Here is a 15,400-nt window from a genome sequence, read left to right as displayed (position 1 = left end):
CTTCTGGCGGCAATGCCTTGTTCGGCCTGCCTCTTGCCCGAATTATAGGCGATACTGACTTTTTGTCGCCAACTTCCCGCGCGCGTCCCGCCCGGCCCGCGTCGGGCGTTCCGGCAGACGAAATTCCGAGCTACTTAGGAGACCGCCCACCGAATGCAATTTGCCAATGAGTTCATCCTCGTCGCCGGCGCCATGGTCACCTTCGCGATTTTCGCCGGGGTGGCCTCCTCGCGGGTCGGCGCGCCGCTGCTGCTCGTCTTTCTGGCGCTCGGCATGCTGGCGGGGGAGGACGGGCTGGGCGGTATCGGCTTCGACGATTTTTCGCTGGCCTATCTCGCAGGTTCCATCGGCCTGGCCCTGATCCTGTTCGACGGCGGCTTGCGGACCACGCGCGAGGCGCTTTCGCGGGCCTTCTCCGTCTCCGTCGGGCTGGCGACGCTGGGCGTGATCGTCACCGCGGGCATCACCGGCGCCACCGCCTGGCTGGTCTTCGATACGGGCTGGCCGACCGCGCTGCTGATCGGCGCCATTGTCGGCTCCACCGACGCGGCGGCGGTCTTCTTCCTGCTCCATCTGAAGGGCTTGCGCCTGCGCCCGCGCGTTGCCGCCACGCTGGAAGTGGAATCGGGCCTCAACGACCCGATGGCGATTTTCCTGACGCTCGCTTTCGTCGCGGTCCTGTCGGCGGGCGGCGGCGCCCTGACGGGCGCGAACCTGCAGGCGACGGGGCTCGATCTTGCGCTGGAGCTTGCCCTCGATTTCCTCTGGCAGTTTGCGGGCGGTCTCTTTTTCGGCGTCATCGGCGGCGCGCTGGTGCGCCGCGCGGTGAACCGGCTGAACCTCTCGCCGGGCCTTTACCCCATTCTGGCGGTCGCGCTGGGCCTCGTCGTCTTCGGCGCCGCGCAAAGCCTCGGCGCGAGCGGCTTTCTGGCGATCTTTCTCGTCGGCTTCACGCTGGGCAATGCGCCGCATCGCGCCACCAATGAAATCAGCCGCTTTTCCGACGGGCTCGCCTGGCTCTCCCAGATCGTCATGTTCCTGATGATGGGCCTCTTGGTCACGCCGACCGACCTGATGCCCATTCTGCTGCCCTCGCTGGCGATTTCCGCCGTGCTCATTCTCGTCGCGCGCCCCGTGGCGACGCTGCTTTGTCTCGGGCCGTTCGGCTACACCGCGCGCGAACTCGGCTTCGTTTCCTGGGTGGGCCTGCGCGGTGTGGTGCCCATCTTCCTCGGCACGATCCCGGTTCTGGAAAACGTCCCCTTCGCGCATGAAATCTTCGGTGTCGTCTTCATCGTCGTGCTGACCTCGCTCGTGGTGCAGGGCTGGACCATCGGCGTCGCGGCAAGGCTGACCGGCGTCGAATTGCCGCCAAGGCCCCGGGCGCGCTCGCGTGCGGAACTCGACCTGCCGATGGAAGCGGGCCGCAGCGTGCTCGCCTATACGGTCGACCCGATGAGCCTTGTCGCGCGCCGGCCCATGCGCCGCGTGCCGCTGCCCGCGGAGAGCGAAATCATTTCCGTGATGCGCGAAGGCGCCGTGCATCAGGGCCTCCCGGCGGACGGCCTCAAGCCCGATGATTTCGTGCTGCTGCTCGCCTCGGGCGACAAGACGGCGCAATTCGACCGCCTGTTCGGGGCGCGGCGGCTGCGCCGCGAGGCCTCAGATCCCGTGACCATCGACTTCGAGCTCGACCCGCAAGCCAATGCGGCCGAGGTCGCCGGGCTTTATGATTTCGGCGTCACGCCCCATGAGGCCGATCGCCCGATTGCCGACCTCATGCGCTCCCGTCTCGGTGACAAAAATCTGGCGACGGGCGCGAAGCTCGCTCTCGGGCCGGTGGAGCTGGTCGTGCTCGCCGTGGAGGAAGAGCACATCACGCGCCTCGGCGTCGATCTTGAGCCCGCGCTGCCCGTGACCCTCGTCTCCCGTCTGCGTATGCGCGCAGCCGACACTTGGCGCTCGATCCGCGACACATTCTTCATCGACAGCAGCGGGAACTGACTTCCTGCGCCGCGCCTCATCCCGAGGAGGGCCGTAAGGCCCACCCCGCCATTTCGTTTCCCGTCCCTCTCGGTCTAAGGTGCCGCCAAGAAAACAATCATCGAGGGAGGCTAAAATGGATCTGCAACTCAAGGGCAAGAAGGCCATCGTCACCGGCGGCACGCGCGGCATCGGGCGCGCCATTGCCGAAACACTGGCGGCGGAAGGCGCCGATATCGCGCTCTGCGCCCGCAATCAGGATCAGGTGGACGAAGCCGTCGCCGCGCTCAAGGCCAAGGGCGTGAACGCCTGGGGCGGCGTCGCCGACATCGCCGACGGCGCGGGCCTCAAGGCCTGGATCGAAAAGGCCGCCAAAGACATGGGCGGCCTCGACATTCTCGTCGCCAACGCCTCCGCGCTCGCCAACGGCATGGATGAGGAAAGCTGGCGCAAATGCTTCGAGATCGACGTCATGGGCGCGGTGAACGCCTTCGAGGCGGCGGCTCCCTTCCTTGAAAAGGCTGCGGAGAAGAACGGCGATGCCTCCGCTGTCTTCATCTCTTCGATTTCGGCTGCCGAAACCAGCGGCGGCAATGCCTATGGCGCGATGAAGGCCTCCCAGATCCATCTGGCCAAGGGCCTCGCCAAGGCGAATGCGGCAAAGCATGTGCGCGTGAACACGGTTTCGCCCGGCACGGTCTATTTCAAGGGGGGCGTCTGGGACATGATCGAGCAGCACATGCCCGACACCTTCAAGGACGCCATGTCGCGCAACCCGACGGGCCGCATGGCAACGCCGCAGGATATCGCCAACGCGGCGGTCTTCCTGTCGAGCCCCATGTCCTCCTTCACCACCGGCATCAACATGGTGGTCGACGGCGCCATGACGGGTCGGGTCAACTTCTGATCTTGCCCAAACTGTCATCCCGGCCCTCCTTCAAACATTAAGGTGGCCGGGATCCAGGGGCCGCAAGTGCGGAATATGCGGCTCTGGACCCCGGGACGTAGCCCGGGGTGACAAAAGAGGGAAAGATACTCGGCAAGCGCATCCAACGCCGCCCGCATCGCTTACCCGCGCTGCGTCCCGCCGAATTCGTCGATGCGGTCGTCAAGATCGGCGAGGTCGGCCTTCACCTGCCGCACGGCGAAGGCGAGCGAAAAGATGCGCGACATGAGCTCTGTCGGCAGTGCATCGTTCGCCTTGTTCGCGCGGAAGGCGGCCATGTGATCCTCGAAGGTCTCGAAGGCCGCTTCCCAGCCATCCTCACGCTCGACGCGTCGGCCCGCTTCCAGCGCGTCGGCCTGCGCGCTCAGATGACCGGCGATGGTCTGGCCCAGACTGTCGAACATCTTGCCGAGCTGTGCATCGGCCTCGGGAGGCCAGGGCTCGCGCGTCGCCCGCGCGATCATGATGAGGTTCACCCGCACGCGCCGCGTCGTGCGCACCAGCGCATCGGCTGAGGGGCCGCGGGTCAGCCGCGCCGCCTGCTCGCCGGAGCTTTCCTCCGCCAGCGTCGCCGATGCCTTGATCTGGTCCCGGCTCGTCTCGATGAGGTCGCTCAGCGCCGCATCGTCGCGCGGCTCGTGCAGCCCTTTCATGTCGATGGCGAGCATCTGCGAAAGTTGCCGCAGCACCGTCGCGATGCGTTTGACCAGCGTTCGGTTCGCGCGCTCCGGCAGCACGGTAAGCGCCACGATCACGCCGATGGCGCCGCCGAGCAGGATTTCGATCACCCGGTCTATCGCCGCCGCGAGGGCGGAGACGCCGGTCTGCGGCACGATGAGCGTGATGATGGCGGTGATGGGCGCCACGCGAAACCGTGCATCGAGGCTCACCACATAGGCCGATGCGCCGAGGGCAAGCGCGAGCTTCACCCATTGATAGTCCGGTCCCAGGGGAATGAGCGTAACGAGAAAGCCGAGCACGGCGCCGAGCGCGGTGCCGATGAAGCGTTCCCGCGCCGCCTTCAACGAGCCGCCGATATTGCCCTGCATGACGATGACGGCGGTGATGACCGCCCAATAGCCGAAGGGAAGGTTCAGCACGCGGGCAAGCCCATAGGCGGCGAGCGCGGCAATCACCACGCGCAGCGCAAAGCGAAGCCCCGTCGGGTTGAACCGGTAGAGCAGGGGCAGGGCGTTGCGAAGCCGCGCTCGGATCGCTTTGAGTGTCATCGCCTCATGTCTCCTGATCGACCGTCCGCTTCATTTTCCGACCATACCCGAACTGTCATCCCGGCCCCTCCTTGCATTGTAAGGTGGCCGGGATCCAGGGCCGCGCGCTCGGAATATGCGGCTCTGGACCCCGGGACGTAGCCCAGGGCTGACAGGGAGGTGGAGGTCTTACCCTCTGAGCCCCATCCAGCGCCGCATCACGCGGCGCGCAAAGACTTCCTGCGCATCGAGCGACGCCGCGATCTGCGGTTCGATGAGCGCATCGATCTCCGCCTTGGGCCGGTCGAGCGCCTTGGCGCGGAAAGCCGACCATTCGTCGAGGATGTCCCGCGTCACCTCCAGATGGAACTGGAACGCATAGGTCTTTTCGCCGATCCGGAAGGACTGGCTCGGGCATCCCTCCCGCGTCGAAAGCGGCACCACGCCTCCGGATATGTCGTCGGGCATATCAAAAGTGTCGCCATGCCACTGCATCAGGCGAAGCTCGGGCTCGGCATCGGAAAGCAGCGGATCGCGCGCCGCTTCCGGCAGCCATGACTGCGGCAGGAACCCCCATTCCTCCCGCACCGCGAGCTTTTCTTTCATCTTGTAGACGGGCGCGCCGAACGCACTGGCGACGATCTGTGCGCCGAGGCACACGCCCATGATCGGCTTCTCGGCCTCATGGAAGCGATGGATGAGCGCCCGCGTCTTGTCGATGAAGGGATAATCCGCCTCTTCATAGACCCCCATCGGCCCGCCCAGCACCACCATCGCATCGAAGTCGTCCGCCTCGGACGGCACGTCGCGCGTCTCGCCGCTCGTCATGTCGCGCTGCTCGGTGGTAAGGATGAGCGTTGCATCCGCGCCCGCCTCATGCGCTTCGTCGAGAAGCACACCCGGCCCGCAATCCGCGGCATTCACGAGATAGAGAATATGCATCGTTGCGTCACGCCTTCGCGAAGCGGTCGGCGGCCCGCACCATCACATCCACAATGCCGGGCTCGGTCGCCGTATGGCCTGCGTCGGGCACGATGTGAAGCTCGCCCGTCTCCCACGCCTTGGAGAGTTCCCAGGCGGTGAACATCGGCGTCACCACATCGTAGCGGCCTTGCGCGATCACGCCCGGAATGCCGTTGAGCTTGCCCGCATCGCGCATCAGCTGGTCCTGCGGCTTGAAGAAGCCCTGATTCATGAAGAAATGGCATTCGATCCGCGCAAAGGCGAGGGCGAAATGCCCGTCCGCGAAGCGCTTCACCCGTTCCGGGTCGGACATGAGAGAGAGCGTCGTCCCCTCCCAGATGCTCCAGGCCTTGGCGCAGGCGATCTTTTCGGCCTCATTGTCCCCGGTCAGCCGCTTGTAATAGGCGGCCATCAGGTTCCCGCGCTCCGCTTCGGGAATCGGCGCGACGAACCCCTCCCATGCATCGGGAAAAAGCGCATCCGTGCCCTGCTGGTAGAACCAGTCGAGCTCCCGCTCGCGCAGCGTGAAGATGCCGCGCAGGATGATCTCGGTGACGCGGTCCGGGTGGGTTTCCGCGTAAGCCAGCGACAGGGTGGACCCCCATGAGCCGCCGCAGAGCTGCCATTTGTCGATGCCCAGATGTGCGCGCAGCCGCTCCATATCGGCGACGAGGTCCCAGGTCGTGTTCTCGCGCAGTTCCGCATGCGGGGTCGATTTCCCGCAGCCGCGCTGGTCGAACAGGATGATGCGATAGGCGTCAGGGTTATGGGTGCGGCGCATGGTCGGGTTGGAGCCGCCGCCCGGGCCCCCATGCACGATCACGACCGGCTTGCCCTTGGGGTTCCCGCATTCCTCGAAATAGATCGTGTGAAGGCCGGAAACCTCCAGCATGCCTGTGTTGTAGGGCTCGATTTCGGGGTAGAGCGAGCGGCGGTCGGCGGTCATGTCGGGCATTTCGATACTCTCCGGGGGCGGGGCGGGACACTATATATAGCGAACAGTTAGGCGCGCGCCGATGCCCGCCGTCAATCTCGGGGTGCCCGAAAAAATCTGCATGCCGCTGCGGAGGGCTAAACCTTTGCTGTCACAAAATTTTATCGCCCTCGTCATGCGATTTGGGGAATCGGTTAACTAAAAATTCGACTCGACCCCTCCACAAGCGATTGCATCTTGGAGCGAAGCAGCTACTATATCTGGACGCGCCGACGCCAAATAGGGGATCGCCAAGGGGGTTCGCAGGCGGCGGCGTAAACACCGAATTCACAGCGTTATCTGCCCGCTCCGGGCAGAGGAATGGCGACCGTCATGCGGGCGCCGGATCGGTCACTCTTTGCCTGCATCACGCGGCGGTGGGCAGGTCGAATTGGGGGATGACATGCTGAACGACACGAGTAAGGCAATCGATATGAGTGAGATTGAGGCCCGTCTTTCCGCCATCGTCACCGGCGAGGGCGCTGTCGAGCGCAGCCGGGTGCGCCCGCGCGGCGACATGGGCGTGGTGGCCGAGCCGGAAATGCCTTTCGGCGACGACGACCAGGCGGTGCAGGTGGGGCCCAAGCACCGCGTGAAGGTCGATTACAGCCGCGATGCGCTGCTGACCGATTTCGGCAAGGCGACGCTGAAGGACCGCTATCTGATGCCGGGCGAGAGCTTCCAGGATCTCTTTGCCCGCGTCGCCTCCTATTACGGCGACGATGCCGCTCATGCGCAGCGCCTTTACGACTATATTTCGCGCCTCTGGTTCATGCCCGCGACGCCCGTCCTGTCCAATGGCGGCACGCAGCGCGGACTGCCCATTTCCTGCTTCCTCAATGAGGCGACCGACAACCTCAACGGCATTGTCGGCCTCTGGAACGAGAATGTCTGGCTCGCGGCCAAGGGCGGCGGTATCGGCTCCTATTGGGGCAATCTGCGCTCCATCGGCGAGACGGTCGGCGGTGTCGGCAAGACCTCCGGCATCATTCCCTTCATCCGCGTGATGGATTCGCTGACGCTGGCGATCAGCCAGGGCTCGCTCCGTCGCGGCTCGGCGGCGGTCTATCTGCCGGTCGACCATCCCGAGATCGAGGAATTCATCGAGATCCGCCGTCCCACCGGCGGCGACCCGAACCGCAAGGCGCTGAACCTGCATCACGGCGTCCTCGTCTCGGACGCCTTCATGCGCGCGGTCGAGACCGACAGCGAATGGTCGCTGCTGAGCCCGAAGGACGGCACGGTCCAGAAGACCATCTCCGCCCGCTCGCTCTGGATCCGCCTGCTGATGGCGCGCATCGAAACCGGCGAGCCCTATGTCATCTACAAGGACACGGTGAACAACGCCCGCCCCGAGCATCACAAGCTCGCGGGCCTCGAGGTCAAGACCTCCAATCTCTGCGCCGAGATCACGCTGCCCACGGGCCGCGACCACCTCGGCAACGACCGCACCGCGGTGTGCTGCCTGTCCTCGCTCAACCTCGAAACCTATTTCGAGTGGCAGGACAATGAGCAGTTCATCGAGGATGTCATGCGCTTCCTCGACAATGTGCTGCAGGACTTCATCGACCGCGCGCCCGACGAAATGGCCAAGGCCAAATACGCCGCCGCGCGCGAACGCTCCGTCGGCCTCGGCGTGATGGGCTTCCACTCCTTCCTTCAGGCCAACATGATCCCCTTCGAGGGCGTGATGGCGAAGGTGTGGAACAACAAGATGTTCGACATCATCAACAAGGGCGTGAACGCTGCCTCCCGCAAGCTGGCGGAAGAGCGCGGTCCCTGCCCGGATGCGGCCGATTACGGCATGATGGAACGCTTCTCCAACAAGACGGCCATCGCGCCGACCGCGTCCATCTCCATCATCTGCGGCGGCACCTCGCCGGGCATCGAGCCCATCGCGGCGAACAGCTTCACGCACAAGACGCTGTCGGGCTCCTTCAATGTCCGCAACCGTCACCTGACGAAGCTGCTGGAATCCAAGGGCCGCAACGACGACGAAACCTGGTCCACCATCGTGACGAATGGCGGCTCGGTCGTGGAACTCGACTTCCTGAGCGATGAGGAGAAGGACGTCTTCAAGACCGCCTTCGAACTCGACCAGCGCTGGGTGATCGAGCATGCCGGCGACCGCGCCTCGAAGATCGACCAGGCGCAGTCCGTCAACATCTTCCTGGCCGCCGACGTGCACAAGCGCGAGCTGCACCAGCTTCACCTGCAGGCCTGGAAGAAGGGCGTGAAGAGCCTCTATTACTGCCGCTCGCTCTCCATCCAGCGCGCCGAACGCGCCGAACGTCCGGCCGCCAGCACGCTGGCCCCGGTCGCCAAGATGGAAGTGAAATCGCTGGAAGACGTCGCCGCCGAAGCGCGCCGCCCCAACCCGGCCGAGCAGAACGACTACGAGGAATGCCTCGCCTGTCAGTAGGGATTGCTTGGGAGCGGTTATGTGGTTCCGGAACTTCTGGAGATCGGCCTTGATGCATGGATCGTTCAGGACGGCAATTACCCTGACCTCGAGGTAGGGCGTGAATACAGCTTCGCGGTGGAATTTTTCTCCGAAGACCTCGCGAAGCTGCCGCATCCTTCCAGGCCGGCGGCTTCCTACCGGCGAAAGGGAGGCAAGGACTTTCCTCAGTACAACGTGGTGGGGGAGGTCATCCATGTTGATGAGGAGTGGCTGGCTCTTGATGCAGGAATCTGCGCCTATCGGGAGCTGGGTTTGCGGGGTGCGTCACCGGGATTCCGAAAGGGAGACTGGGTTGAAGGAGTGCTCTCTTACTGCGTCGACCATTTCTCCTATCAGGAGAAGTACGGTAGGCGAGCGAAGAGTCCGGGATTGATCTACGACTGGCGCATCGAACGCATTCGGATAGAGACCGCGCCATTTGTTCAAGTTGCCGAAAAGGCCTTCGAGCGCGACAAGTCAAAACTTGGCTGGCGCGAGATAGATCGAACGAATTGCCATGAAGACGATGACGGGCATGGCGCTTATTGCCTGACCTGTCGCAGAATGAACGACCAGCCTCGCCGACCCTGAAACGGCTGAGGCCCATTAGAGAAATCGGAAGAGAGCGAGGTCACCATGTCCCTTCTCGAAGAACGTCACGTCTACAAGCCCTTCCGTTACCCTTGGGCCTATGATGCCTGGCTCACCCAGCAGCGCATTCACTGGCTGCCGGAGGAAGTGCCGCTGGCCGACGACGTGAAGGACTGGTCGAAGAACCTCACTGAGTCCGAGCGCAACCTCCTCACCCAGATCTTCCGCTTCTTCGTGCAGGCGGATGTGGAGGTGAACAATTGCTACATGAAGCACTATTCGCGGGTCTTCAAACCCACGGAAGTGCAGATGATGCTGGCCGCCTTCTCCAACATCGAGACGATCCACATCTCCGCCTACAGCCATCTGCTCGATACGATCGGCATGCCGGAAGCCGAATACGAGGCCTTCCTGAAATACGAGCAGATGAAGAACAAGTTCGACTACATGCAGGAATGGGGTGTGGAGACCAAGGAAGACATCGCCAAGACGCTGGCGGTCTTCGGCGCCTTCACCGAAGGCGTACAGCTTTTCGCCTCCTTCGCGATCCTGATGAACTTCCCGCGCTTCAACAAGATGAAGGGCATGGGCCAGATCGTGACATGGTCCGCCCGCGACGAGACGCTGCACACGCTCTCCGCCATGAAGCTCTTCCGTACCTTCGTGGAAGAAAACCCGGAAATCTGGACCGATCAGCTGCAGCGCGACATCTACAAGGCCTGCGAAACCATCATCGACCACGAGGACGCCTTCATCGACCTCGCCTTCGAGATGGGCGGCGTGGAAGGCCTCGATGCCGGGCAGGTGAAGCAGTATATCCGTTACATCGCGGATCGCCGCCTGACCCAGCTCCACCTCCAGCCCATCTACCGCACGGACAAGAACCCGCTGCCCTGGATGGACGAGATGCTCAACGGCATTGAGCACGCCAACTTCTTCGAAAACCGCGCGACGGAGTACTCCAAGGCCTCCACGCAAGGCAGCTGGGAAGAAGCCTTCGACTGAGCGCTCTTCAAAGCGGAACGAAAAATGCCCGGGCCAGCGCCCGGGCATTTTGTTTTTGGGGAAGAAGAAAATCAAAACACAGTGTCATCCCGGCCACCTTCACACGCAAGGAGGGCCGGGACCCATTGGCCTATCCACTTGCTGCGGCGCCAATGGATCCCGGGAACAAGTCCCGGGATGACATCGCTTGTTTGACCTCTGAGGGAAACCCAACTCCAGTGTCGTCCCGGCACTCGTTGCCGGGACCCAATCCACCTCTCCGCTAATGCTGCCTTGCTACTTCACATGCTGGCCCGTGCCGTCGTCGGCGGGCACCCATTGGCGCGCCCGGTTGATCGCCATCTTCTCGTCGATGGCCGTGTGCAGGTCCACGCCGCTCTCCTGCGCGACGCGGTAAAGCAGGATGACGATATCCGCCAGCTCATGGGCGACCTCTTGCCGGTCGCCTGTCCTCAATGCGTCGGCGAGTTCCTCCATCTCGGGCAGGGCGCGCGCATGGAGCGTGGCCGCGCTCTTTGCAGGATCGAATGTTTCTTCCGCCCATGCGCAAATGCTCTGCTGCGTTTCGCTTGCCGCGTCGCTCATTCTCTCCTCCCCAAATCGTCTCGATAAGGGAAAGAGTAGCGCGTGGCAGCGCCTTCGGCACGCATGACCTCACGTCAGGGCGCATCCGAAAATCTGCAGGCCCTTGCATGTTGCAGGGCGAAAAATGCCCTCCACATGGTGATTTCTCGTCCTGAAGAACGAAAAACCCCTGTCAGACAGGCATTTCTCGCAATCCCCTTATTGCGGAGTGAGATTCATGACTGATAATTGGGTGTTTATCGGGTGATTCGGCACGAGGGACCTGTCGCTATCATCAAAGAGGGATTTCCCTCATGTGGTCCCGGGGAAACTGCTTCGTTCATGCTTGTCTTTCTCGGGCGACGCCCGATCCGGAAAGACAACCCGTCATCGGAAAAAAGATGCGGCCGGGTGGCGTGAACGAACACAGCAATGAGGATCAAGACCATGGCAACGAGACCTGCTGCGAAGAAGCCCGCCGCCAAGAAACCGGCCGCGAGGAAGCCTGCGGCTGCCGCCAAGAAGCCCGCCGCCGCTGCGAAGAAGCCGGCTGCCCGCACCACGGCTGCCAGGACGACGGCTGCGAAGCCCGCAACGCCGCCCACCATTCCGATGTCTAAGCTCATCGCCGAACTGGCCGAGAAGCACGAGATGCCGAAGAAGCAGATGAACGAAATCTTCCAGGATTTCGTCGACATGACCCAGAAGAACCTGAAGAAGGGCAACAAGATCCGTCTCACAGGCCTTGGCATCCTGCAGGTTCGCAAGCGCGCCGCCCGCATGGGCCGCAACCCGGCCACGGGTGAAGCGATCAAGATCAAGGCCTCCAAGAAGGTGGCGTTCCGCGTCGCCAAGGATCTGAAGGAAATGATCTGATCCTTCCCGCCTGACGGCGAGTTGAGTTTCAGGCGCCCCGTCCGCGGAGATTTTCCGCAGGCGGGGCGTTTTCTTTGGGGCGTGTGCCACGATACCGCCTCATAGGCGGCTAAGCTCGGGCCCATGCGGTACCTGTGGTTCCTTTCCCTGCTCCTTCTCATGCTGCCTCACATGGCGGACGCGGCGCCCGTCTGCGCACAGCGCGAGGCCGTGCAGCCCCGCCTCGACACGTTGCGCGGCACGATGGCGACGGGCCGCTTCGTCTCCTATTCGCCGACGGGCCTGAAGAAATGGCGAGAAGGCACGGCGACGCCGGACGAGAAGAGCATCCATGACGATCTCGTCGCGCTCCATCCGTGGTTCGATGGTGTCATCACCTATGGCGCGCTGGACGGGCTCGACCGCGTGCCGGATGTCGCCGCGAAGCTCGGCTACCGCGCAGTCATTCTCGGCATCTGGGACATTACCGACAGGAACGAGATCGACCGCGCGCTCGCCGCGGCAAAGCGTCATCCGCATCTCGTCGTCGGTCTCTCGCTCGGCAATGAGCTTGTCTTCGGCCAGCGCGCAAGCTGGGACGATCTTTCAAAAGCCATCGCCCATATGCGCAAAGAAGCGCCGTCGCTGCCCCTCGGCGCGACCGAGCCTTTCGCCTGGTGGCTGAAGCCGGAAGCGAAACCGGTCCTCGGGAAGCTCGACTTCCTGCTCGCAAACATGCATCCCGCCTTCGAACCCTGGTTCCGCGATGCGCCGGCAAGGAACGGTGCGGAGTTCGTCGTCGATGTCACCGGGCAGGTCGCGGCCGTTTACTGCGGCCCCATCCTGGTGAAAGAAACGGGCCTGCCGACGAAACCCGCCTCGCGCAATTTCACGCCCGCCCGTCAGGCCGAATTCTGGAAGGCTCTGCAGGAGAAGATGCCGCCCTCCCGCAACCGCGCCTTTGCCGGTTTCGCCGCCTTCGATGCACCCTGGCGCGTCTATGACGAGACGCCGGGGGTGGACGCGCCTGACCCTGCCGAGGGCGCATGGGGCCTCTTTACCGTGGACCGCAAACCGAAACTCGTCATGGACGCGCTGCCCCCTCTCAAATAATGCGTCTGAAACAGTCCTGAGCGACTGCCCTTTCTTCATGCGGACGGGCTGGCTACACTCGCGCGCTTTCAGGGAACGGGCGAAAGAGGCGGCGTGGCGGGACACAGCGACAATTGGGGAAAGAAGCTGGCTGCATGCGCTCTCGCGGGTGTTTTGTTCGCCGCGCCCCATGTCCATGCCGGAGAGACCCCGCAGCGCATCGTCTCCATCAATCTGTGCTCGGACATCATCCTCGCCTCGCTGGCAAAGCCCGGCACCGTCAAATCCGTCTATCGCCTCTCGAAAGACCCGGCGGATTCGCCCGTGGCCGATGAGGTGAAGGACATTCCCGCCAATGACGGCCGCATCGAGGACGTTCTGCCCTTCGCGCCCGATCTCGTGCTGGCGCATCAGTTCACCTCGCCCTTCGTGCTCGACATGCTGAAGCGGCTGAACATCCCTGTGGCGAAGGTGAAGAACGCGGCGACCTTCGACGACATACGCGACAACATTCGCACCGTGGCGAAGGCCATCGGGCGGGAGAAGCAGGGCAGGGCCCTCATCGCCCGTTTCGACCATGCGCTGGCCGCCGACCGCCGCCCCCTCACCACGAAGTCCCCGAGCATCCTGCTCTATCAGGACCTCGGCGGCGCCTCGACGCCCAATTCCATTCTCGGCCGCATCATGGCGCTCACCGGCTTTCGCAATGTCATCACGCGCGAGAATGCGGTGGGGATCGTCTATCCCGATCTGACGGACGTCATAGAAATGCATCCCGATCTCGTTGCCATCGGTGTCTACCGCCCCGGCGCGCCGTCGCTGGCGAGCGCCATGCTGCGCCACCCGGCACTCACCGCCTACATGACGCGCTATGCGCATGAGCTCCGCCTGTCGACGAAGTTCTGGCAATGCAGCACCCATTTCATCGCCGCCACGGCAGATCGCTTCGCCGGCGCGCATGACAGCCTCGCGGCGGGGGAGACGCCATGACCGAGACCCGCAAATACTGGACGGTCAATGCCGTGCTGCTGGGGCTCGTCCTGCTCCTTTTCGTGGGCTCCGTCTTCATCGGTCGTGGCTTCGAGATGCTGCCGCAGAAATTCGAGGCCATCGCGAAGATCGACCGCGATCTTGCCTGGCTGGTGCTCGAACAGGTCCGCCTCCCGCGTGCGCTGCTGGGTGTGCTGGTGGGCGCGACGCTGGGGCTCACCGGCGCGGCGCTTCAGGGCCTGTTGCGTAACCCGCTGGCCGAGCCCGGCATTATCGGCGCCTCCTCGGGCGCGGCGCTGGGCGCAGTCCTTGTCTTCTATTTCGGCTTTGCCGCGGGCGGCGCCATGGCGGTGCAGCTTGGCGGCGTGGCCGGTGCGCTGCTGGCGCTCGTCACGCTCTATCTGCTGGTGGGCCGCAATGCGCCCATCGTGACGCTCATTCTCGGCGGTGTCGCCATCACCGCCTTTGCGGGCGCGCTCACCTCGCTCGCGCTCAATCTTTCCCCAAGCCCCTATGCGGCGCTGGAAATCGTCTTCTGGATGCTGGGCTCGCTGTCGGACCGCTCCATGACGCAGGTCTGGTTCGTCCTGCCCTTCATGCTCGTCGGCTGGGCGCTCGTCGCCTCCACCGCCCGCGCGCTCGACGCGCTGACGCTGGGCGAGGACACGGCCTCGACGCTCGGCTTCAACCAGACCTCGGTAAAGGCGCGCGCCATTATCGGCACGGGGCTCGCCGTCGGCGCGGCGGTGTCGGTCACCGGCGTCATCGGTTTCGTCGGTCTCGTCGTGCCGCATCTCTTGCGCCCCTTCGTCGGCTACCGGCCGGGCGGCCTGCTGCTGCCGAGTGCGCTGGGCGGCGCGGCGCTGGTGCTCGCCGCCGACATCATCGTCCGCCTGCCCGTCGGCGGGCCGGAGCCGAAGCTCGGCGTCGTCACCTCGCTGCTCGGCGCGCCCTTCTTCCTCTTCCTCATCATGCGCATGAGGAGGGACACGGCATGACGGAACTTGTCCTCCGCCACCTCAATGCCGCGCTGGGCGGGACGCGCATCGTTCACGATGTCTCGCTGGATATCCCCGGTCCGGGTTTCGTCGGTCTCGTCGGTCCCAACGGGGCGGGCAAGACGACACTGATCCGCGCCATCGCCTCCCTTATCCCCTTCGAGGGGGACATTCTGCTGGACGGCGATCCGCTCTCTCGCTCTACCTCGCCCAATCATGCGCGCAACCTTGCCCGCAGGCTCGCCTATCTCGCCCAGAACGCAGAAAGTCACTGGCCGATAGAGGTCTCCCGCCTCGTCGCGCTGGGCCGCCTGCCGCATCTGGAACCGTTCCGGAAAATGCGCGAAGCCGATGAAAAGGCGGTCGCGCACGCCATGCAGCTCGCCGATGTCGAGCGCTATCGCGGCCGCGACGTGATGGCGCTGTCGGGCGGCGAGCGCGCCCGCGTTCTGCTCGCCCGCGCGCTGGCGGTCGAAGCGCCGCTCCTCCTCGTCGACGAACCGGTCGCCTCGCTCGACCCCTATCACCAGCTCCGCATCATGGAAGTGCTTGAAAACTATGCGAAAAATTCAGGCCGCATCGTCATCGCCGTGCTGCACGATTTGTCGCTCGCCTCGCGCTTCTGCGACCGGCTGGTCCTGCTGCACGAGGGAAAAGTGCGCGCATCCGGCGCACCGCAAGACGTCCTGACCGACCGGAATCTCGAAGACGTCTATCGCGTGAAAGCCCTCACCGGCATGGAAGGGCAAACCCGCTTCGTCGTTCCCCTCTCCCGGACGGAATAGGCGT

The 15,400-nt window shown here is 64.0% G+C and carries 14 protein-coding genes; 10 read left to right on the top strand and 4 right to left on the bottom strand.

Features of this window, described 5'->3' with window-relative positions; all coding sequences use genetic code 11:
* The first annotated feature begins 153 nt into the window (after window positions 1-153).
* Together ACSSVQ_RS07210 and ACSSVQ_RS07205 are read left to right on the top strand one after the other, a co-directional pair.
* Complete coding sequence (locus ACSSVQ_RS07210; RefSeq protein ID WP_454181859.1) at window positions 154-2,004, top strand: potassium/proton antiporter; 1,851 nt, start codon at window positions 154-156, stop codon at window positions 2,002-2,004.
* A gap of 115 nt (window positions 2,005-2,119) precedes the next feature.
* A complete protein-coding gene (locus ACSSVQ_RS07205) occupies window positions 2,120-2,890 on the top strand; it encodes an SDR family NAD(P)-dependent oxidoreductase (RefSeq protein ID WP_454181857.1) in 771 nt (256 codons plus the stop codon).
* A gap of 161 nt (window positions 2,891-3,051) precedes the next feature.
* Here the strand turns inward: ACSSVQ_RS07205 and ACSSVQ_RS07200 are convergent, their stop codons facing one another.
* The 3 genes from ACSSVQ_RS07200 to pip form a co-directional block, all read right to left on the bottom strand.
* Entirely contained in the window at window positions 3,052-4,158 is a 1,107-nt protein-coding gene (locus ACSSVQ_RS07200; protein ID WP_454181855.1) for an FUSC family protein, read from the bottom strand.
* Window positions 4,159-4,326: 168 nt separating this feature from the next.
* Window positions 4,327-5,079, bottom strand: coding sequence for a type 1 glutamine amidotransferase (locus ACSSVQ_RS07195; RefSeq protein ID WP_454181853.1), 753 nt, complete (start codon window positions 5,077-5,079; stop codon window positions 4,327-4,329).
* Between the two features lie 7 nt (window positions 5,080-5,086).
* Window positions 5,087-6,055, bottom strand: a complete 969-nt coding sequence (pip, locus tag ACSSVQ_RS07190; RefSeq protein ID WP_454181851.1) for a prolyl aminopeptidase — start codon at window positions 6,053-6,055, stop codon at window positions 5,087-5,089.
* A 451-nt stretch (window positions 6,056-6,506) separates the two neighbouring features.
* Here pip and ACSSVQ_RS07185 point away from each other — a divergent pair, with 451 nt between their 5' ends.
* Genes ACSSVQ_RS07185 through ACSSVQ_RS07175 form a run of 3 tightly spaced genes read left to right on the top strand, consistent with a single transcriptional unit; the run spans window position 6,507 to window position 10,112 of the window.
* Complete coding sequence (locus ACSSVQ_RS07185; protein ID WP_454181849.1) at window positions 6,507-8,495, top strand: ribonucleoside-diphosphate reductase subunit alpha; 1,989 nt, start codon at window positions 6,507-6,509, stop codon at window positions 8,493-8,495.
* 21 nt (window positions 8,496-8,516) lie between these two features.
* Complete coding sequence (locus ACSSVQ_RS07180; RefSeq protein ID WP_454181847.1) at window positions 8,517-9,107, top strand: hypothetical protein; 591 nt, start codon at window positions 8,517-8,519, stop codon at window positions 9,105-9,107.
* Between the two features lie 45 nt (window positions 9,108-9,152).
* Window positions 9,153-10,112: a ribonucleotide-diphosphate reductase subunit beta gene (locus tag ACSSVQ_RS07175; protein WP_454181846.1), complete on the top strand. Its 960-nt coding sequence runs from the start codon at window positions 9,153-9,155 to the stop codon at window positions 10,110-10,112.
* 276 nt (window positions 10,113-10,388) lie between these two features.
* Here the strand turns inward: ACSSVQ_RS07175 and ACSSVQ_RS07170 are convergent, their stop codons facing one another.
* Window positions 10,389-10,697, bottom strand: coding sequence for a MazG-like family protein (locus ACSSVQ_RS07170; protein WP_454181844.1), 309 nt, complete (start codon window positions 10,695-10,697; stop codon window positions 10,389-10,391).
* Window positions 10,698-11,123: 426 nt separating this feature from the next.
* Between ACSSVQ_RS07170 and ACSSVQ_RS07165 the strand changes: the two genes are divergently transcribed.
* The 5 genes from ACSSVQ_RS07165 to ACSSVQ_RS07145 all read left to right on the top strand — a co-directional run bounded on the left by ACSSVQ_RS07165 (window position 11,124) and on the right by ACSSVQ_RS07145 (window position 15,396).
* A complete protein-coding gene (locus tag ACSSVQ_RS07165; RefSeq protein ID WP_454181842.1) occupies window positions 11,124-11,552 on the top strand; it encodes an HU family DNA-binding protein in 429 nt (142 codons plus the stop codon).
* Window positions 11,553-11,675: 123 nt separating this feature from the next.
* The gene (locus tag ACSSVQ_RS07160) at window positions 11,676-12,644 is read left to right on the top strand and encodes a hypothetical protein (RefSeq protein ID WP_454181840.1); all 969 of its coding nucleotides are present in this window, start codon (window positions 11,676-11,678) and stop codon (window positions 12,642-12,644) included.
* Window positions 12,645-12,737: 93 nt separating this feature from the next.
* On the top strand, window positions 12,738-13,613 hold the full coding sequence (locus ACSSVQ_RS07155; protein WP_454181839.1) for an ABC transporter substrate-binding protein: 876 nt from the start codon (window positions 12,738-12,740) through the stop codon (window positions 13,611-13,613).
* Window positions 13,610-14,611: a FecCD family ABC transporter permease gene (locus ACSSVQ_RS07150; protein WP_454181837.1), complete on the top strand. Its 1,002-nt coding sequence runs from the start codon at window positions 13,610-13,612 to the stop codon at window positions 14,609-14,611. The genes ACSSVQ_RS07155 and ACSSVQ_RS07150 overlap by 4 nt, the downstream gene beginning before the upstream one ends.
* On the top strand, window positions 14,608-15,396 hold the full coding sequence (locus ACSSVQ_RS07145) for an ABC transporter ATP-binding protein (RefSeq protein ID WP_454181835.1): 789 nt from the start codon (window positions 14,608-14,610) through the stop codon (window positions 15,394-15,396). Before ACSSVQ_RS07150 ends, ACSSVQ_RS07145 begins: the two co-directional genes overlap by 4 nt.
* Window positions 15,397-15,400 lie beyond the last annotated feature (4 nt).

Source organism: Parvibaculum sp. MBR-TMA-1.3b-4.2 (assembly GCF_053628815.1).
Note: the sequence above shows the minus strand (reverse complement) of the source record. Positions and strands in the feature narration are given on the sequence as shown.

Excerpts from the sequence above, each read along its gene's own strand:
- ACSSVQ_RS07210 (WP_454181859.1), top strand. The coding sequence starts at position 154 with ATGCAATTTGCCAATGAGTTCATCCTCGTCGCCGGCGCCATGGTCACC.
- ACSSVQ_RS07205 (WP_454181857.1), top strand. The coding sequence starts at position 2,120 with ATGGATCTGCAACTCAAGGGCAAGAAGGCCATCGTCACCGGCGGCACG.
- ACSSVQ_RS07200 (WP_454181855.1), bottom strand. The coding sequence starts at position 4,158 with ATGACACTCAAAGCGATCCGAGCGCGGCTTCGCAACGCCCTGCCCCTG.
- ACSSVQ_RS07195 (WP_454181853.1), bottom strand. The coding sequence starts at position 5,079 with ATGCATATTCTCTATCTCGTGAATGCCGCGGATTGCGGGCCGGGTGTG.
- pip (WP_454181851.1), bottom strand. The coding sequence starts at position 6,055 with ATGCCCGACATGACCGCCGACCGCCGCTCGCTCTACCCCGAAATCGAG.
- ACSSVQ_RS07185 (WP_454181849.1), top strand. The coding sequence starts at position 6,507 with ATGAGTGAGATTGAGGCCCGTCTTTCCGCCATCGTCACCGGCGAGGGC.
- ACSSVQ_RS07175 (WP_454181846.1), top strand. The coding sequence starts at position 9,153 with ATGTCCCTTCTCGAAGAACGTCACGTCTACAAGCCCTTCCGTTACCCT.
- ACSSVQ_RS07170 (WP_454181844.1), bottom strand. The coding sequence starts at position 10,697 with ATGAGCGACGCGGCAAGCGAAACGCAGCAGAGCATTTGCGCATGGGCG.
- ACSSVQ_RS07165 (WP_454181842.1), top strand. The coding sequence starts at position 11,124 with ATGGCAACGAGACCTGCTGCGAAGAAGCCCGCCGCCAAGAAACCGGCC.
- ACSSVQ_RS07160 (WP_454181840.1), top strand. The coding sequence starts at position 11,676 with ATGCGGTACCTGTGGTTCCTTTCCCTGCTCCTTCTCATGCTGCCTCAC.
- ACSSVQ_RS07150 (WP_454181837.1), top strand. The coding sequence starts at position 13,610 with ATGACCGAGACCCGCAAATACTGGACGGTCAATGCCGTGCTGCTGGGG.
- ACSSVQ_RS07145 (WP_454181835.1), top strand. The coding sequence starts at position 14,608 with ATGACGGAACTTGTCCTCCGCCACCTCAATGCCGCGCTGGGCGGGACG.